The following is an 18,143-nucleotide window of genomic DNA, read 5'->3' as shown; positions in this document are numbered from 1 at the left end:
CGCTTTTCGACGAAAAACTGCAGCCACCCGTGGCCTTGCATCAAAAAGAAGGGCATGATCTCGATTTGAAATCGAGATCATGCCCTTCTTCTAATTAAGGAATTTATTCCTCAGGAGCATCTGGATCGACAGAAACAGCGGTTGGATCGCTGATCTGGAACTTCTCAGCAGCCTGTGCGGCTACGGAGACGTCGATCTTGCCCTCGCGAGCCAAGGAGTTCAACACAGCAACGACGATGGACTCGGCGTCGATGTTGAAGAAACGACGGGCAGCAGGACGGGTATCGGAGAAACCGAAGCCATCTGCACCCAAGACGGTGTAATCGCCTGGAACCCATTCACGGATCTGGTTAGGCAGATCAGTGGAGAAGTCAGACACTGCAACATAAGGACCAGAGGTCTGCTTCAGCTGAGTGGTGACGAATGCCTCTCCAACATCGGAGCCTGGGTTGCGCAGCGCAGCCTTGTTACGACGTGCACCGTCGCGAGCAAGGTTAACCCAAGAGGTTGCGGAGTAGATATTAGCGCGAACGCCGTACTCTTCCTCGAGGATGCCCTGTGCCTTCAAAGCCCACTGCATACCAACGCCGGAAGCCAAGATGTTGGCCTCATGGCCGGTACCTTCGCCACGGGAGTAAAGGTAAATGCCCTTGTGAAGACCCTCAACGTCGAGGTTCTCGGGCTCTGCAGGCTGTGGAACTGGCTCGTTGTAGATGGTGAGGTAGTAGATTACATTCTCACCCTTGCCAGGACCATACATACGATCAATGCCGCGGTGAATGAGGTGTGCAACCTCATAAGAGAAGGCGGGGTCATAAGACTCGACACCTGGGTTGGTGGAAGCCAACACAGGGGAGTGTCCGTCCATGTGCTGCAGGCCTTCACCGGTAAGGGTGGTGCGGCCTGCGGTAGCGCCGAGCAAGAAGCCACGTGCCATTTGGTCAGCTGCAGCCCACACGGAGTCACCAGTGCGCTGGAAACCAAACATGGAGTAGAAGATGTACAGCGGGATCATTGCCTTGCCATGGGTGGCGTAGGAAGTACCAGCTGCAATGAAGGAAGCCATGGAGCCAGCCTCATTGATACCTTCGTGCAGAATCTGTCCGGTTGGAGCCTCACGGTAGGAGAGCATGAGGTCATGGTCCACAGGAACGTAGTTCTGGCCATGAGGATTGTAAATCTTCAGGGTTGGGAACCAGGAGTCAAGACCGAAGGTACGAGCCTCATCAGGGATGATTGGTACGAGACGGTCGGCGATGTTCTTATCGCGCATAAGCTCCTTGAAGGTACGCACGGTAGCCATGGTGGTGGCAACCTGCTGCTTACCGGAGCCCTTGCGGACAGAACGTAGCTTGTCGATTGGCGGAACCACGACTGGCTCGTAGTCTTCACGACGCTCAGGAAGGTAACCGCCCAAAGCAGCGCGACGTTCCTTCATATACTTGATTTCTGGAGCGTCCTCACCTGGGTGGTAGTAAGGAGGCAAGTATGGGTTCTTTTCCAATTCCTCATCTGAGATTGGTATACCCTGCTTGTCGCGGAAGAGCTTCAGATCATCAAGGGTCAGCTTCTTCATCTGGTGGGTGGCGTTGCGGCCCTCGAAGTTATGGCCCAAGCCATAGCCCTTGATGGTGTGCGCGAGGATGACGGTTGGGCGATCCTTGGTCTCGAGTGCGCGCTTATAAGCTGCATAAACCTTGCGGTAATCGTGGCCACCACGTGGCAGCTTCCAGATCTCATCATCGGTCATGTCCTCGACGAGCTTTGCGGTGCGAGGATCGCGACCGAAGAAGTGCTCGCGGACGTATGCTCCGTCGTTTGCCTTGAAGGTCTGGTAGTCACCATCGGAGGTGCTGTTCATGATCTCAACAAGTGCACCGTCCTTATCCTTCTCCAGCAGTTCATCCCACTCGCGACCCCAAACAACCTTGATGACGGACCAGCCGGCACCGCGGAAGAAGGACTCAAGTTCTTGGATGATCTTGGTGTTACCACGCACAGGGCCATCAAGACGCTGCAGGTTACAGTTCACCACGAACGTCAGGTTGTCCAGGTTGTTTAGTGCGGCCTGCTGAATGAGGCCACGGGACTCTGGCTCGTCCATTTCGCCGTCGCCAAGGAATGCCCAGACATGCTGCTCTGAAGTGTCCTTGATGCCACGGTTTTCGAGGTAACGGTTAAAGCGTGCCTGGTAGATAGCATCCATTGGGCCAAGACCCATGGACACGGTTGGGAACTCCCAGAAGTCTTTCATGCCATGTGGGTGAGGGTAGGAAGGGATGCCACCCTGCTCACGGGAAACTTCCTGACGGAAGCCGTCTAGGTCATCCTCGCTGAGGCGACCTTCCATGAAAGCGCGGGCGTACATACCTGGGGAAGCGTGACCCTGGAAGAAGATCTGGTCACCGCCGCCTGGATGATCCTTGCCGCGGAAGAAGTGGTTGAAGCCAACTTCATAAAGTGGGGCAGCGCCGGCGTAGGTGGAGATGTGTCCGCCTACTCCGATGCCTGGGCGCTGGGCGCGGTGAACCATGATGGCCGCATTCCAGCGGATCCAGCGACGGTAGCGCTTCTCCATTTCCTCATCACCAGGGAAGTCAGGCTCCATGGAGGTAGGAATGGTATTGACGTAGTCAGTCGACGTCATTGGGGGAAGAGATACACGCTTTGCAGATGCACGTTCAAGCAGACGCAACATTAGGTAGCGAGCGCGTTCTGGGGAAGACTCCTGGAGCAGTCCATCGAGGGAATCCATCCACTCGTTGGTCTCCTCCGGATCAGAGTCGTTCAAATAAGATGCAACGCCATCGCGGATCATCGCGAAGTTGGTGTCATCCGAGGGCTTGCCACCAAGTTTTGCTTGATCGGCCATTTCCACACCTCCTGTTGGAATGTTTTATTTCAGTTATGCAATTCCGGATCTCCGGCACCTTCACGCCGTTTTAATTCACGGCATTCATACCGGTGCCCAGAGAGCTACTGGCGTGAGTGCAGTGAACATTCATAAAACAGAGTTTGGATGAACGCATAAGTCATCACCCAGAATACGCAATATTGTGTGCTGTGTTTAACAAGCTATTAATCATTAACCCATGCTTAATGGATTTAGTGTGACCATTGGAGGGGGTTACTTGGAAAGTCGCCATTTTTGTTGAGGTTGCAGTTTTCTTTATTAACACAACTAGCTGCAATTACACCCTCATCTGCAAAGTTTTGTTAAGTTTTAAGGGGGTTAAATTCCGCCATGTGGAAAATGGGTAGTTCGATGTGACCTTTCTCTCACAAACATTTTTGATGCGCATAAAAATAGTTTTTGCACTTTAGGGAGCTGAAGTGACCATGTTTATGGTTGACGCCCGGCGGGGCGTCAAGGTTGCTGAATGGTGCGGGAGGGGTGCGTCGAAAAGCGCCGTTTTTTGAGGTAATGGGGGCAAAAAGGAAAAAAATTTGGCCTGAAATGTGGTTCTTTATGGGGGTAGGGCGGTAATGTGCATTCCGTATATAGAAAACGCCTCGGAGGTGCTGAAGAGCAAAGCTCGCAGATCTCAAAATACGAGGCCAATCACAAGGAGGAACATTAAAGTGGCCGACGCTCCGGGCGCAGTCAAGCAAGGTGCCCAGGATTATGCTCAACTACTCGGCATTCAATCGGGTCAGACTGTTCAAGAAGTTGGATGGGATGAAGATTGTGATTCGCTCATTAGTGAGTCCATCGAGGACGCTATTGGCGAGGAACTACTCGATGAAGAAACCGACGAGCTGTGCGATGTCGTGCTGCTCTGGTGGCGCGAGGATGACGGTGATCTCGTCGACGGACTGGTGGATTCCATCCGTTCCCTCGCAGAGAACGGTCGAATCTGGCTTTTGAGCCCTGGTGTAGGAAAAGACGGAGCATTGACTCCAGGAGTTATCTCTGAATCCGCTCAATTGGCAGGTTTGGTGCAAACCAAGGCTGAACGCCTCGGCTCTTGGCAGGGTTCTTGCCTTGTACAGCGCGGAAATAAGAAGGAGTAAAAACGTCATTCACCCCGTCTAAATAGCGTTTGACCAGCGATTTTTAGACTTTGGGAATGATGTGTTACTATTTCTCTCGTTGCTTAAACAGCTGCCAGACAGTCTGTAAAGCACGTGCGCGCCTTTAGCTCAGCTGGAAGAGCAGCTGGTTTACACCCAGCAGGTCGGCGGTTCGAGCCCGTCAGGGCGCACAATTAAAAACCTCGGATTCAATACCTCGGAAAGAGTGCTGAATCCGAGGTTTTTTGCGTGAATCCGAGATCTTGAATCCGAGGTTTAGGGTTTGAGTGGAGCGAGGCATAAAAATTTCCCCCAGGTTTTTAAGGAACCTGGGGGAAGTTTAGTTCAGTGCCTTAGTAGCGTTGATCATTTCGCTTGGATAGCTGCTCATAGTGATTTGGGTGCTGATTTCCATAGCGGGCACGCATCCGGCGGGTGGAGCCAGTTGCGGGTGCAGTATTTTCTGCAGCGGGTTCAACAAGCGGAGCTGCTGGTGCAAGTTCCTCTGGAGCGGAATCCTTAGCAGTGCTGAAATTCGCCATTTCTGCTTGCTCCAGCTTTTCGCGGCGACGCTCGCGGAACTCGGCCCAAACAAAGTAGCCCAGGCCAATGGGAGCCATAATTCCAAAGGCAATCCACTGGAAGCCGTAGGAGAGGTGGCTGCCGCGGTCGAGCTGCGGGATGGGCATAGCACTGAGAACACCAGGCTGGTTTTCTGCCAGCTGTACAAAGTCAGTGCCTAGATCTAGTCCAGTAAATTCTGAAATCTGCTCTGTATTAATGCCATAGACCTGCTTGTATCCACTGTCTTCCATTGGAGTAGAACCCGGCACGTTTTCATTCTTGCGAGCAAAGCCAACAATGGTGGTTGGAGTGGAGGGTGCTGGGGTGATCTCCGGGACGATTGTGCCCTCCGAGGAGACAAAACCACGGTTGATCAGTACCACGCGGCCGTCTTCCAACTCAAATGGGGTTAATGATTGGAAAGCTGGTCCATCATTAACGGGGCGCAGACGCAGCAATACTTCACTATCTGGCAGGTAGTGCCCGGTTAGAGATACCCGGAAGTACTCAGAGGTTTGAGGGACCACGCCGGCCGCGTCGAAAAGCTCAGAGTAGGGGACAACCTCGCGCTCGAAGCCTTCCTTGATCTGCTCATTGCGGGCCACGATGTCTTCATCCTTATGCAGCTGCCAAGGGGCGAGCATAGAAATAGCGGCATAGGAAAAAGAGACAATGAGCAGAACAGAGATTATCCACCCGGGGGTTAAAAATGCTTTGAGCCCCTTGTGCTTAGGCTTGGGGCCACGAGCGCCAGAAGCGCCTGCATAGCTCGCATGGGCAGAGCTCTTCTGATTATTCTCGGCATCGGTGTGCGTGCCAGTCAGCTTGCTTTCCACACTTGACACCTTAGAACTTAAAACTCCAAAGAGCTAAGTGCGATCAGAGGTGTGATTAACAACCCAGTCCAAAAGACCTGGCATTGCATCCTCAATATTTTGACGGGTCAAAGCAAAGTCCTGCTGAGTGCCATAATAAGGATCCGCAACATCGTCTTCAGGGTCGGACTCTGGATCAAAAGAACGCATGAGGCGGATTTTGTCATTGGGTGCGCCGGTGGCTGCAAGCTCGTGGGCATGGCCGGAATCGAGTGCCACAAAAAGATCAGCCCGCATATGCTCCGGACCGAGTTGCGCTGCACGGTGGGTGGAGCCGTCGTAGCCGGCGGATTTGAGCTCAGCTACAGCTCTTTTGTCTGCAGGCTGGCCCACATGCCAATCACCCATACCGCAGGAGGAGAAGTTCACTTTATCTCCAAGACCTGCTTCTTCCGCCTTGGCACGGGCGATGACCTCAGCCATGGGGGAACGGCAAATATTGCCAGTGCAAACAAAAACGATTTCTAGAGGCAAGGTGAAATTAGACCCACTCATGGATAATCCCTTCTAGTTCGGCGACGGAGGTTGCGGTATAACGAGCCTTTTCCCACTCGGAAGCCTCACCATAACCCCAGGTCACTGCCACGCAATCAATGCCAAATTCGGCTGAACCCTCAATATCGTGGGAACGATCACCGATCATAAGGATATTTGCTGGATCAGTTAATCCCACACTATCCAAAACATGTTTAATAACTGCAGGTTTTGTACGACGGGGACCATCTTCCTGAGCAGCTCCCATAAATTCAAAAAGCTCAAACATATTGAATTTCTTTAAAACCTGCTCAGCAAAAAACTCGCCCTTGGAGGTGGCAGTGCACAATCTAAAGCCCTCATCTTGAAGGCGTAGCAGTAAATCGCGCATACCTGGGAAATCAGAAGACATATCCCAGCCGACCTCGCCATAGTGCTTGAGATAAATCTTGAGACCTTCTTGAGCCTGGGCAGGTGACATACCCAAATCCTGCAAAGTCCATTCCATGGGAGGGCCAGGGACTCGATTGATGCGTTCCTCCGTAGGAATCTCCCAGTTCATTTCTTGCAAGGTATGGAGGAAGGAAGTGCGAATTCCCGGGAAGGAATCCACCAGGGTGCCATCAAGATCAAAGAGCAAGGTCTTATTGGAATTATCTTTCATAGTCTTTACTTTGCCAGAAAAACCTTCGCTCCGGTGGCGGTCTCTGGGCTCGGCTAGAATAAAAGCTCGGGCATAAAAAGCTGATCAGGAGTTTAAATAGTGAGTGTTTTAACCGTCGCAGATATTCGCCGCCTCATGGATCAGGCATATCCGCCAGCCCTTGCGGAAAGCTGGGACAAGGTTGGTCTTATTTGTGGCGATCCTCAAGACTCGGTTAAAAAGATCGCACTGGCTCTTGATTGCACCCAAGAAGTTGCCGAAAAAGCCGTGGAAATGGGCGCGGACATGCTCATTATCCACCATCCGCTCCTGCTGCGTGGGGTAACTTCCGTTGCTGCCGATGAACCCAAAGGTAAGGTGTTGCACACCCTCATCCGCGGAGGTGTTGCGCTTTTTGCCGCTCATACCAATGCGGATTCCGCGCGTCCTGGAGTTAATGACAAACTCGCAGAGCTCGTGGGCATCACCCCGGGCCGTCCTATTGCGCCGCGTTATCTCGGCGCCATGGATAAATGGGGCGTGCACATGCTGCATAAAGATGCAGAGCATTTAAAAAAGAGGCTTTTCGACGCAGGAGCCGGCGCCATTGGTGATTATCGCGAATGTGCCTTTGAAATCGAAGGAACTGGGCAGTTTAAGCCTTTGGAGGGTGCCAATCCGACGGAGGGAAGCGTCGAAAAGCTCTTTAGAGACGCCGAGTTGCGCCTGGAATTTGTCGCCCCGAGGCGCTTACGCGGCGCCCTGATTGCGGTTTTGCATGAGGAACATCCCTATGAGGAACCGGCCTTTGACATCGTGGAGATGGAACCTACTGGCGATTTGGAAAATGCCTATGGTCTGGGCCGGGTAGGAGATCTGCCAACACCAATGCGCCTGGACGATTTTGTGCAACAAGTTGCCGATCAACTTCCCACCACGGCTTGGGGTGTGCGCGCAACGGGTGATCCTGATCAAATGGTATCCCGCGTAGCTGTTTCATCAGGGTCAGGTGATAGTTTCTTAAGTGACGTGATTAAGCTCGGAGTAGACGTGTACGTTACCTCCGATCTGCGGCACCACCCGGTAGACGAATATCTACGCGAGGGTGGCCCAGCAGTAGTAGATACTGCGCATTGGTCAAGTGAATTCCCTTGGACCCAGCAGGTAAAAGAACTGCTTGCGGCCCAGGCACCACAAACCGAGGTCACTGTACTTTCCATCCGCACCGATCCGTGGACAATGGCAACAAAGTCCGCGCACGATGTTGGCGATAACTGAGAACTAAAGAGGAGAACCCCCATGAAATTGGAACAGTCAAAGCAGAAGCTTTTGCTCGATCTAGCAACCGCATTGCGCCTAAAAGACGCCAAGCTGGCCACCAAGGAAAGCCCAGAACAGGTTGCTTTGGACAAGGCAATTGCTGAACAAACCCGACTGCGTGATGCAGCAGCTGCTGCTCAAATGGCTGTTGATGACATGGAGTCCGAAATCCTGCGCATCCAAGCTGATGAGCGCAAGCTACGTCTGCGCAAGAAGGACGGCCAGGATGCTCTCGGTGCGGAAACCGATGAGGACCGTCGCCGCGACCTCACCCACGATATCTACACCTCAAAGTCCCGTATCGCAGACCTCATGAGCGAGCTCCAAGAAGCTCATAATGAAGTCCACGCGCTGCGCAACAACCGCGACCTTTCCCAATCTCGTGTGAAGGATGCAGAGCGCAAGGTTACAGAGGCTCGCGACGCTGTTGCAGCAGCAACCGTGCGCGCCGGGGAAGTAGAAGATCCTTCTGTACTTATCGCTCGCCTTGAAGAAGAATTACCTGCAGATGTCATCGCGGAATTCCGCGAGCAGCGTATTGAAAATGGCATTGGCGCAGCTCTCTTTAACGGCCGTTCCTGTGGTGGTTGTGCGATGGTGCTGCCAGCCAATGGCATCGCTGAGATCCGCAACACTCCTGCCAATGAAGTTCCTCATTGCCCAGAGTGCGGTTCCTACCTGATCCGCGATATTTCCTAAGACTTAAGGCTGAGGCAGATTCTATGAAACTAATTATTGAAGCTGATGGTGGCTCCCGCGGAAACCCTGGCATTGCTGGCTCCGGCACCGTGGTGTATTCAGACAACAAAGCTGAAGTACTCCGTGAAATTGCCTATGTGGTGGGCACCAAAGCAACCAATAACGTCGCAGAATACCGTGGGCTTTTGGAAGGCCTCAAGGCTGCTCGTGAACTTGGTGCCACCGAGGTGGATGTCTATATGGACTCCAAATTGGTGGTTGAACAAATGTCTGGACGCTGGAAGATTAAGCATCCAGATATGAAGGTCATGGCTAACGAAGCCCGCGAGATTGCCGCAGCTATTGGTCCGGTGAGCTACACCTGGATTCCACGTGAGAAAAATAAGCGTGCCGACGCGCTTTCCAACGTGGCCATGGATGCAGCTGCAGCTGGTAAGCCTGAAGGACCGGTGGGTGGCTCTGATTCAGCTGCGGGCTCGGGCGCTGGCGCTGGCGCTGGCGCTGGCGCTGACACTGGCTCGGGCGCTGAGGGCAGTGCCAAGGACCTCAACTGTGATGTCACCAAACCAGCAAATTGGAATGGTGCCACCACCGATCCCACTCGCTTCCTTTTGCTCCGACACGGCCAAACTGCAATGTCGGCGGCGCGTCAATATTCCGGTCGTTCCAATCCGCCACTGTCATCTTTGGGTGAGCAGCAAGCAGCTGCAGCTGCGCGACGTTTGGCCCAGCGTGGTGGCATTGATGCCATTGTGAGCTCTCCTTTAACACGCACCCGTCAAACCGCAGAGGCAGTAGCTCAGGCATTGGGCATGGATGTCCGCATTGTGGATGGCCTGATCGAAGCTGATTTTGGGCTCTGGGATGGCAAGACCTTTGATGAGGCCCGAGATTTGGATCCTGAGCTGCACGATAAATGGCTTAAAGATACCTCAGTTGCACCTCCTGGTGGTGAATCCTTGCAGGCAGTACACCGTCGTATCAAGGGAGTAAGGCAAGAGCTGCAAGAAGAATACGGCGCTGCCAATGTGCTGGTGGTTAGCCATGTCACCCCGATTAAGTCCTTGATTAGGCAGGCCCTTGATGCTGGTCCAGCTTTCTTCAAAAAAGCTCACCTAGATTTGGCTTCCTTGTCTATTACGGAATTCCATGCCGATGGTCCTAGTTGTTTGCGTCTTTTTAATGACACCTCCCATTTGGATGCTTAAGCTGCGCTAATAGCACTTACCCTCAGACCTGAACCTTCAGGTTTGGGGGTATTTTAGAAGCTGGTGGAAACAGGTGTAATGTGAGTTTCTGCGAATGAGTCGATTGGGTGATTGCGTTCGGTGAACCAGTTGCGTGAGCAATTAGGCATCGGCCGAGGAAAGTCCGGACTCCACAGAGCACGGTGGTTGTTAACGACAACCCGGCGCGAGCTGCGGGAAAGTGCAACAGAAAGTAAACCGCCGTCGGTTTTGCCGGCGGTAAGGGTGAAAGGGTGCGGTAAGAGCGCACCGGCAGGTCAGGTGACTGGTCTGGCCAGGTAAACCCCACCGGGAGCAAGGCATGAGGACGTATCTAATGGTATGTCTGTGCAGGTGTTATGGCTGCTCGCCTAGCCTGCAGGTAGCTGCTAGAGGCAGTCAGCAATGGCTGCGACGAGATGGATGATCACCGCCACAGTCTTAGCTTGCTAAGTCAGGTGGGACAGAATCCGGCTTATAGATCGGCTCATTCGCCCTGCATCGCCACCTTAGGTATGGAACAATTGGAGCGCATGAAGCTTTATGCCGCAGCCCTAGACTTTGATCCAGTTGCAGAGGAATTCGGGGTGGTACGTGGTTTTGAGCCTCACATCCATCAGGAAGCAGCCACGGCAACCGACCGTTTTGCTGCACAACGCGAGGACCTAAGCCACCTTCCCTTTGTCACAATTGACCCAATTGGTTCCAAAGACCTTGACCAAGCAGTGCTTATTGAAGCCACCGACAACGGGTTTTTGGTGCACTATGCCATTGCAGATGTTGCAGCTTTTGTGCAACCCGGAAGTGAATTAGAAGCGGTATCAATCGCCCGCGGTCAAACCATTTACCTGCCCGATGCTCCAGCTCGTTTGCATCCAGAAGAACTTTCCGAAGGCGCAGCGAGTTTGCTTGCAGGAGAATTAAGGCCCGCAGTGGTGTGGTCAATCCAATTGGATTCCCTGGGTGAAGTCCAAAGTTCCACAGTGCGTCGTGCCATGGTGCAATCCCAGGCACGCCTGGATTATGAACAAGCTCAGCAAGATCTGGAAGCTGGAAAGCTGCATCCTTCTATTGTTCACCTGCCTGAAGTTGGGCGATTAAGGCAAGAAAGCGCATTGCGCCGCGATGCTGTCAACTTGGCCATTCCCAGCCAACGGGTAGTTAAAGTACCTAATGAAGAAGCTGGCGAGCACTATGAAATTGTCATTGAACCTCGCCTGCCCATCATGGACTACAACTCAGAGATTTCCCTACTCTGTGGCATGGTTGCGGGGGACATGATGGTTCAGGCCGGACACGGTTTACTACGTACTTTGGCTCCGGCAACTCCAGAAGCTGAGGCCACTTTTAGGGCAGAAGCAAAAGCGCTGGGTTTTGAGATTGCGCCTGAGCAAGCCATAGGAGAATTCCTGCAAGGAGTTGATCCCAATACTCCCCAAGGAATGGCTATTCAGCGCGAGGCCCAAAAGCTTTTAAGAGGTTCAGGCTATGTCAGTGTGCATAATGGCACCCCTGAGGTTCATGCCGGAGTAGGCGGTTATTATTCCCACGTCACCGCACCTCTGAGGCGTTTGATCGATCGCTTTGCTACTGAGCATTGTTTGGCTATTGCCACCAACACCGAGGTGCCAGCTTGGGTGACTGCCGTGGAAGAGCAGGTGCTGGAATCCATGAAATTCACCTCCATCCATGCCAGCCAGGTGGATAATGCTTGCCTGGATTTGGCAGAAGCAACGGTATTGAAATTCTGGGAGGGTCAGAATTTCCAATCGGTGGTATTGACTAGTGAGCCTGAGAAAAACCAGGCTCGACTGTTTATTCTCAATCCGCCGGTGTTGGCTAAATGTAGTGGCGCACCGATGCAAGGAACACACCAAGAGGTAACCCTAGTTAAGGCAGATGTGGTGAAAAGGGAAGTCCTTTTTGCCTGGCCCGCTGATTAAGGCTGACTAAAGCTCACTAAAGCTGACTAATTAGGAACTAGGCTTGGGCTGCGGTTTCGCCGTGGCCCAACGGGATGACAGTTAGTCCGTCCGCAGCTAGGTCAGCTGCGAAATTCCCACCACGTTTTTCGTCGATAAGCGCAATGATGCCCTTTGACACCCCGGCGCTGGAGCAGCGCGCCGAGAATGCGCCGCGTTCCATGCACAGTTGCGCAAGTGCGCTGTCTGGCGTGGAAATGCCGTAGACCTCGTCTAATTCGCGTTGCGAGGTGGCCAGCAAAGCTGCAAGCTGGGGGAGTCGACGCGAGCGCAGTGCGCTGGAGGTCTGTTGTGCGCGCTGGGTTTCTGCCTCCCAGAACCGCAACCAATGCCCAGCTTGTTCGACGGTTGGCAGATCTTGACGGCCCGTGACCTCCAAAACTGCCTGCAGCCAATCCACCACGCGGGTGGCGGCATCGGGTAGCCGGCGCAAAGATTCCGTACTAAAAGCCCTGCTTGCCTCATCAATAAAAGCGTGGCGACGATGAGTGTGCAGCGCTACGTCCAATTTATGATCATGGGGCGCCGCAACCAAGTAGGCCTGTAAACCAGCAGTCCGACTAACCGGATGGGGTGCTTGAGTTACTGAGCCATCGGAATAATCAATAACTGACATCTTGCCGCTTTCCCCGCGCAAAGCTGTGGTGTGGCGCGCACGCAAAGCTGTCGACTCACTAAACATAAACGCCGCATGAGAGCAAATATCAGCGATCCGGGCGCGAACTGGAGCTTCATCAATTTCTTCCTGGAAAAGCGCCAGGGCTAAGGCAATGTCCAAAGCTGCAAATTCGCCAAGACCCACGCCATTGGGAATGCTGCTTAGGGCAGTGATATTAAGACCTTTAGTGTCACGGGAAAGCATTTGCTTATGGATCATGGTCCAGGCAATGCCACCCAGCCGGGCGGCAATACCGCCCTCTGGCAGCGGGGGAGTGACCGCGCGACCCAAATTATCATGTGTGAGCAACTGGGCCTGGGCGCGCGCGTTGACCTCGGCGGTGCTAATTGAGTGCTTTTCGACGTTTCCCTGCGCCCCGATGAGGACCACATTGATTGTTTTCTCAGAATTTGGACCCACGGCAACCGCAGTTGCCCAATTACTCATGGTGCTGAGGACCACGCCGCCTGCATAATCGGTATGTTCTCCGATCATCGACCATGTGGAGGGAGCTGTAGCAGCACCTTTAGGCTCCTTATTAAAGTGATGCCGGTGGTGTGCTACGCAAGTTTCCAACATGGAATTCGGGGCTAACTCAATGGGTTGACCCTGCGGATTGAGTAATTCTGGCTGCCAAATGGCCATTGGGCTAAAAGCCTCCCCCAAATAGAAAACAATAGAACAGATCCACTCTAGCCTGAGTATGGCTGACGCGGATTTTTCAGTGTCTGCGCTACAACAAAGGACGGCACTATAGTGGGGGCGACTATTGGAAAATCGTATTCATGGGATTGGAGCTGGACTGTATGAGTGATGCAGACGAGAAGTGGTTTTATGATCTTTCCACCAAAGAGGTCTCCCAAGGTAAAAGCGCTGGTTTTGAAAACCGCATGGGTCCTTATGATTCCGAAGCTGAAGCACGCAAAGCCATCGAAATTGCAGCAGCTCGCACCGAAGCTGGGGACGATTGGGATGAAGCAGACGATTAATCCCGTTGTGTGAGGGGTAAAACGAAGGTGGGCTGATCCAACAACTATGTTGGATCAGCCCACCTTTGTGTAGGTGCTAGCGCAGCAAGTGATTATTTGCGCTGAGACTTTTTAACTCGCTTAGCGGTTTCTTCCTCGAGCTTTTCATAAGCCTTTTCTACTTCTTTGAAGGCTTCTGGGTAGCCCTCCAAGTAGGAGCGGGAAAGTGTGTGTTCATGCTGGTAGAGCACACCATAGGCAAAGGTGTCGCGCTGTTGACGGCTGGCTGCCTTAGCGCGACGCAAGAGCTCCTCGCGAGAGGTAATCGCATCTTGGAAATCACCCAGTACAGACTGCAACGTGCTGCAAGCTTTGTAGAGCTTCTTGGTATTGACATCAGTAGCCTTGGAAACTGCCTCGGCGCTATAGCGTAACTTCTTCGCAGCTTTACGCACGTTATGGTAGTTTTCTTCGCGCTCTAGGGCAGAAAGCTCGGAGTTTGCCCACTCTTTACGAGCCTTCTTATCCAGTTTGACGAGCTTGGCGTGAGCCTTATCGAGGTGGGTGAGCAGCACTAGCGCGGCATCAACCTTGGCAGGCTTCTTTTCCTTATTTTCCTGAGGTGCAGCATTGACGGGCTCTTCAGTAACCTCAGCTTCAGGAGCTGCTTCTACGGAATCATCAGCTGGGGTTTCTTCAGTTTCTGCGTTGTCGGCTGTCTCTTCGACGAAGGCAGCTTCTGCTGTTGCAGGCTCAGACTGCTCAGTGGCAGGTTCAATTTCTACTGCCTTTTCAGCTTCTTCCTCTCCTTCAGTGACCAATGGGGGATTAACTAGGAGATCTTCCAAAGACTGTAAAAGATTGGTGTAGCGATCATCATCGAGAGCACGTACTACACGAGCATGCTCGCGCTGGTACTCGGCGCGTAGATCTTCCAGCAATTCCTGTTTGGTGCTTTCTTCAATCGCGTCACCGATCTCAGTTTCCACCAAAGAAGCAAGGCGTTCTTCAATAACTTCTGCATCGCGCGCACGACCCAGGATAGTGGCCAGAACCTTTAATTCTTTTTCGATCTTGAGGTATTCCTCGCCGCCGAGAATGCCTTCAAAGGTTTGCAGGTGGCTGCGCAACTCCCGGGTGGCTACGCGCATTTGGTGTACGGAATCATACTCATCGGCACGCACCTTGGGATCGTATTCCGCAATCTTGGTGGCATTGGCCGCAATAGCAGCCAGTACACCGCGTGCCGGATCGCCCTCCTCTAGCTCTGCCATTTGTGGAGGAGTAGGCGCGTAATTGATGGAATTATCTAACGCAGAAGATAGCTTGGAAGGGCTAGAGGATGGGAAAGCACCAGCCGCTTGCAAGGTCTGGGAAGCATTTTCAAGCAATGCCATGCCAGTTTCATCTTGCAGGGCGGCGTCACTGAGTTCTAATTCCCATTCGCGCCATTGCTTGCGCACGCCACCTGGAAGATAAGACACTGTGGAAACATGGTCGTCACAGAACTCGGCAAGTAGTTCACCTTCTGCGTTAACCAGGTAAGACATATGGCGCTCATTATCTACCTGTGCGATGGGAAGCAAGGGGCGTCCCTGAACCAAGGCACGGATATGACCTAGTAACTCTTTAGGTGCGCTGCTTTCGCTAGCGCCTTCAGCGTCGAGACTTGCTTGAACTTCACGACGACCAACTTCGCCTGGGAATTTAATGTGCCAGCCAGCATCATTTCCACCGGTGCGACGGCGCAACGTGATTTTAGAACGGGTAAGTCGAAGATCTTCGGTGTCAAAATAAACTGCACTTAGGTTATGAATCTCGGTGCGATCTACTCGGTCAACCCCTGTGATCTCGCCAAGATTTGGAATCTGTGTGGATTCACTAACTGAAAACTTTGCTTCCACTTCCAAATGCTGGTTCATTATTACCTACCCGTTTCTCATGCTGCTCAGTGATATGTCATTGATCAAAGTTGATCGGATACCAAGAAAGGTGGCCGGTGAAGGACCTTCTATGTACTTCACATGCTACGCGGGAAAACTCCCGCACAGCATGTTAACCCCCGGTTGATTGCACTTTTCATAATCATTTCTGAATAGGTCGCATCAAATCAATTATGGGAGATCAAGAATCTGATTACCTATCGATCGCATATCGCATTAGCTCCTCCCAGCTGTTTCGTGAAGAGTAAAAGTCCGGCATTGATAGACGGAAATTATTCCGGCGATCCACACAGGCGGCATGGAGTGATTGAGAAGCATTCGGTGCTTCTTTTTCAAGCTCACTTAAGACGGATTTAAAAGCGTCAAAAAGAATCTCAGACATTTGCGCGGTGTAGTTCGACATAAAAGTGCGGCGCAAGGAACTAGTGGATTCGGTCGAGTGGGCAACTGGCTGGATCGACATTAACTTCATAAAGCGTTCTCTTTGCCGATTAAGGCTTTCAAAGAGCTCGGCAACATGAATTACATCGTCTTCAACTCCAATTACGGTGGCAATCCCTGACTTGGTGAAAATCCACGCCCCGCAGTCATATGCTGCTGCGGTAGCAAATAGGAGTTGGAACTGTTTCCGAACCCAGGGCGCAGGTAAGTAGATCCGCTTTGCTATCACCTTCTCTTCTTGCAGCGACGTTGAATTATAAGAACGGCGAAGGAGAGTTTCGCAGCGAAGTCGCTGATAATGCTTTTCTGCTTCCATGAGAAGATGTTGGGCTTCTGCTTCCAGATTGGTGGATTCTGCGTTCTTGAGTAGCCGCGAAATCTCGAGGCGAATTCCATAGTGAGCAGTATCTGCAAAAGCAGGGCAATCGAGTTCACTTCTAAAAGGGGAAGGGAGCAAAGGCCAATCAGGTAGCGGTTCAAGCTGGTTGAGGCCGTTGATAATAGCCTGCAAAGTGGTAACAGAAGGCATCGGCAATGGATCCGGAGTGGTTTGATTCCACCAATAATCAAAGAGCTCTGGTGGAATTGCACCAACCTGCTCATTGATCACAGTATTAAGCAGCGGATCAACATGGACCTTGAGCTCATGCCGTAGATCTTGTGGCGTCCAGCCCATTTGTGCGCTCAAGGATAGTTTCTTGATGATCTCTTCCACCAGGTCAGCACGATAACGTATCTCAGAGGAGGAAAATCCAGGGTTGGTGGGTAGTTCATATGAAGTGGTCACAATCAAACTCCGTTAGTTCGTAGATGTGTTCTAATTTTCTTGCACTTCCTAATTAACTAGCCACATCGGACTCCGCCTACCCCCATGCGGAGGGAAAACTTTATAACATGCACTGTTAGCCTGAAAACCTACCCCCATAGGTGGCAAGAAGGGGTAGTTTTCACAATTGGTGTCCAGTCGCTGCGTAAATTAGTGAACATGAACAGCCAACAGCAATTTGTCCTTAGCGCCATTGAAGAACGCGATATCAAGTTTGTGCGCTTGTGGTTTACCGACATTCTTGGGCATTTGAAGTCAGTTGTCGTGGCTCCAGCAGAGTTGGAATCTGCGCTAGAAGAGGGAATTGGTTTTGATGGTTCAGCCATTGAAGGCTATGCCCGCGTTTCTGAGGCTGACACTATTGCGCGCCCCGATCCATCAACCTTCCAGGTGCTGCCATTAGAAGCTGGGGTTTCCAAACTGCAGGCAGCACGTCTTTTCTGCGATGTGACAATGCCAGATGGAAAACCTTCCTTCTCGGACCCCCGCCAGGTTTTGCGTCGACAGGTCCAATTAGCTGCCGATGAAGGCCTAACCTGCATGATTTCACCCGAAATTGAGTTCTATCTGGTGCAAAGCCTTAGAACTAACGGCCAGCCACCAGTTCCTACTGACAATGGTGGGTACTTTGACCAGGCAACGTTCAATGAGGCCCCGAATTTCCGCCGCAACGCCATGGTTGCACTGGAAGAACTCGGAATCCCAGTTGAGTTCTCCCACCATGAAACTGCGCCTGGCCAGCAAGAAATTGACTTACGCCATGCTGATGCTTTGACCATGGCAGATAACATCATGACCTTCCGCTACATCATGAAGCAGGTCGCAAGAGACCAGGGTGTGGGCGCGTCATTTATGCCTAAGCCTTTCCAGGAGCATGCAGGTTCCGCAATGCACACCCACATGTCATTGTTTGAAGGCGATACCAATGCCTTCCACGATCCAGATGATCCCTACATGTTGTCAAAGACTGCAAAGCAATTTATCGCCGGTATCTTGCGCCATGCCCCTGAATTTACTGCTGTAACCAACCAGTGGGTGAACTCCTATAAGCGCATTGTTTATGGAAATGAAGCTCCAACTGCTGCAACCTGGGGAGTCTCCAACCGTTCAGCGCTAGTCCGTGTGCCTACTTACCGACTCAACAAGGAAGAATCGCGCCGGGTTGAGATCCGATTGCCTGACACTGCGTGTAATCCATATCTGGCTTTCTCTGTCATGCTGGGTGCTGGTCTTAAAGGTATTAAAGAAGGCTATGAACTTGATGATCCAGCCGAGGACGATATCTCCAACTTGAGCTATCGCGAGCGTCGCGCGATGGGATACAATGACCTCCCCTCCAGCCTTGATCACGCTTTGCGACTGATGGAAAAATCAGAGCTGGTCGCCGATATTCTTGGAGAACATGTTTTTGAGTATTTCCTGCGCAATAAGTGGCAGGAATGGCGCGATTATCAAGAACAGATCACCCCATGGGAACTTCGTAACAATCTTGACTATTAACCCGGTTTTT

14 protein-coding genes, 1 tRNA gene and 1 other RNA gene are annotated in these 18,143 nt (G+C 52.2%); 9 read left to right on the top strand and 7 right to left on the bottom strand.

The annotated features are described in order from the left end of the window. Positions 1-103: 103 nt before the first annotated feature. Entirely contained in the window at positions 104-2,872 is a 2,769-nt protein-coding gene (aceE, locus tag H924_RS09545) for a pyruvate dehydrogenase (acetyl-transferring), homodimeric type (RefSeq protein ID WP_015651760.1), read from the bottom strand. Between the two features lie 710 nt (positions 2,873-3,582). Between aceE and H924_RS09540 the strand changes: the two genes are divergently transcribed. Continuing rightward, the gene (locus H924_RS09540) at positions 3,583-4,014 is read left to right on the top strand and encodes a DUF3052 domain-containing protein (protein WP_015651759.1); all 432 of its coding nucleotides are present in this window, start codon (positions 3,583-3,585) and stop codon (positions 4,012-4,014) included. Between the two features lie 118 nt (positions 4,015-4,132). Then, positions 4,133-4,205 (top strand) — tRNA-Val (locus H924_RS09535). Between the two features lie 162 nt (positions 4,206-4,367). On the opposite strand, the gene H924_RS09530 is transcribed toward H924_RS09535, so the two are convergent. Genes H924_RS09530 through H924_RS09520 form a run of 3 tightly spaced genes read right to left on the bottom strand, consistent with a single transcriptional unit; the run spans position 4,368 to position 6,591 of the window. Next, the gene (locus H924_RS09530) at positions 4,368-5,414 is read right to left on the bottom strand and encodes an SURF1 family cytochrome oxidase biogenesis protein (RefSeq protein WP_015651758.1); all 1,047 of its coding nucleotides are present in this window, start codon (positions 5,412-5,414) and stop codon (positions 4,368-4,370) included. A gap of 33 nt (positions 5,415-5,447) precedes the next feature. Further along, on the bottom strand, positions 5,448-5,948 hold the full coding sequence (locus H924_RS09525) for a low molecular weight protein-tyrosine-phosphatase (protein ID WP_015651757.1): 501 nt from the start codon (positions 5,946-5,948) through the stop codon (positions 5,448-5,450). Beyond that, positions 5,935-6,591, bottom strand: a complete 657-nt coding sequence (locus H924_RS09520) for an HAD-IA family hydrolase (protein ID WP_015651756.1) — start codon at positions 6,589-6,591, stop codon at positions 5,935-5,937. Before H924_RS09520 ends, H924_RS09525 begins: the two co-directional genes overlap by 14 nt. A 99-nt stretch (positions 6,592-6,690) precedes the next feature. On the opposite strand from H924_RS09520, the gene H924_RS09515 reads away from it, so the two are divergent. From H924_RS09515 to H924_RS09500, 5 genes are all read left to right on the top strand, one after another. After that, positions 6,691-7,848 (top strand): Nif3-like dinuclear metal center hexameric protein, encoded by a 1,158-nt coding sequence (locus tag H924_RS09515; RefSeq protein ID WP_015651755.1) that lies wholly within the window; start codon positions 6,691-6,693, stop codon positions 7,846-7,848. Between the two features lie 21 nt (positions 7,849-7,869). Further along, complete coding sequence (locus H924_RS09510) at positions 7,870-8,589, top strand: zinc ribbon domain-containing protein (protein ID WP_015651754.1); 720 nt, start codon at positions 7,870-7,872, stop codon at positions 8,587-8,589. A 23-nt stretch (positions 8,590-8,612) separates the two neighbouring features. Further along, a complete protein-coding gene (locus H924_RS09505) occupies positions 8,613-9,797 on the top strand; it encodes a bifunctional RNase H/acid phosphatase (protein WP_015651753.1) in 1,185 nt (394 codons plus the stop codon). A 95-nt stretch (positions 9,798-9,892) separates the two neighbouring features. Next, positions 9,893-10,309: RNase P RNA component class A (gene rnpB, locus H924_RS13735), an RNA gene on the top strand. Positions 10,310-10,348: 39 nt separating this feature from the next. Beyond that, positions 10,349-11,758, top strand: coding sequence for a ribonuclease R family protein (locus H924_RS09500; RefSeq protein ID WP_015651752.1), 1,410 nt, complete (start codon positions 10,349-10,351; stop codon positions 11,756-11,758). A gap of 37 nt (positions 11,759-11,795) precedes the next feature. On the opposite strand, the gene H924_RS09495 is transcribed toward H924_RS09500, so the two are convergent. After that, positions 11,796-13,100, bottom strand: coding sequence for a galactokinase family protein (locus H924_RS09495; RefSeq protein WP_015651751.1), 1,305 nt, complete (start codon positions 13,098-13,100; stop codon positions 11,796-11,798). A gap of 161 nt (positions 13,101-13,261) precedes the next feature. Here H924_RS09495 and H924_RS09490 point away from each other — a divergent pair, with 161 nt between their 5' ends. Continuing rightward, positions 13,262-13,444 (top strand): hypothetical protein, encoded by a 183-nt coding sequence (locus tag H924_RS09490; protein ID WP_015651750.1) that lies wholly within the window; start codon positions 13,262-13,264, stop codon positions 13,442-13,444. Between the two features lie 92 nt (positions 13,445-13,536). On the opposite strand, the gene H924_RS09485 is transcribed toward H924_RS09490, so the two are convergent. Continuing rightward, on the bottom strand, positions 13,537-15,345 hold the full coding sequence (locus H924_RS09485; RefSeq protein WP_015651749.1) for a CYTH and CHAD domain-containing protein: 1,809 nt from the start codon (positions 15,343-15,345) through the stop codon (positions 13,537-13,539). A 214-nt stretch (positions 15,346-15,559) separates the two neighbouring features. After that, positions 15,560-16,594 carry a hypothetical protein gene (locus H924_RS09480; protein WP_015651748.1) on the bottom strand — a complete coding sequence of 345 codons (1,035 nt, stop codon included), beginning with the start codon at positions 16,592-16,594 and terminating at the stop codon, positions 15,560-15,562. Between the two features lie 198 nt (positions 16,595-16,792). On the opposite strand from H924_RS09480, the gene H924_RS09475 reads away from it, so the two are divergent. Beyond that, positions 16,793-18,133, top strand: a complete 1,341-nt coding sequence (locus H924_RS09475; protein WP_015651747.1) for a glutamine synthetase family protein — start codon at positions 16,793-16,795, stop codon at positions 18,131-18,133. The last annotated feature ends 10 nt before the right edge of the window (positions 18,134-18,143 follow it).

It is taken from the genome of Corynebacterium callunae DSM 20147 (genome assembly GCF_000344785.1).
GTDB lineage: Bacteria > Actinomycetota > Actinomycetes > Mycobacteriales > Mycobacteriaceae > Corynebacterium > Corynebacterium callunae.
This window is presented reverse-complemented; position numbering and strand designations above follow the sequence as displayed.

Coding starts and splice junctions, on each gene's coding strand:
- H924_RS09505 (WP_015651753.1), top strand. CDS start 8,613: ATGAAACTAATTATTGAAGCTGATGGTGGCTCCCGCGGAAACCCTGGC.
- H924_RS09495 (WP_015651751.1), bottom strand. CDS start 13,100: ATGGCCATTTGGCAGCCAGAATTACTCAATCCGCAGGGTCAACCCATT.
- H924_RS09520 (WP_015651756.1), bottom strand. CDS start 6,591: ATGAAAGATAATTCCAATAAGACCTTGCTCTTTGATCTTGATGGCACC.
- H924_RS09510 (WP_015651754.1), top strand. CDS start 7,870: ATGAAATTGGAACAGTCAAAGCAGAAGCTTTTGCTCGATCTAGCAACC.
- H924_RS09500 (WP_015651752.1), top strand. CDS start 10,349: ATGAAGCTTTATGCCGCAGCCCTAGACTTTGATCCAGTTGCAGAGGAA.
- aceE (WP_015651760.1), bottom strand. CDS start 2,872: ATGGCCGATCAAGCAAAACTTGGTGGCAAGCCCTCGGATGACACCAAC.
- H924_RS09490 (WP_015651750.1), top strand. CDS start 13,262: ATGAGTGATGCAGACGAGAAGTGGTTTTATGATCTTTCCACCAAAGAG.
- H924_RS09525 (WP_015651757.1), bottom strand. CDS start 5,948: ATGAGTGGGTCTAATTTCACCTTGCCTCTAGAAATCGTTTTTGTTTGC.
- H924_RS09475 (WP_015651747.1), top strand. CDS start 16,793: ATGAACAGCCAACAGCAATTTGTCCTTAGCGCCATTGAAGAACGCGAT.
- H924_RS09485 (WP_015651749.1), bottom strand. CDS start 15,345: ATGAACCAGCATTTGGAAGTGGAAGCAAAGTTTTCAGTTAGTGAATCC.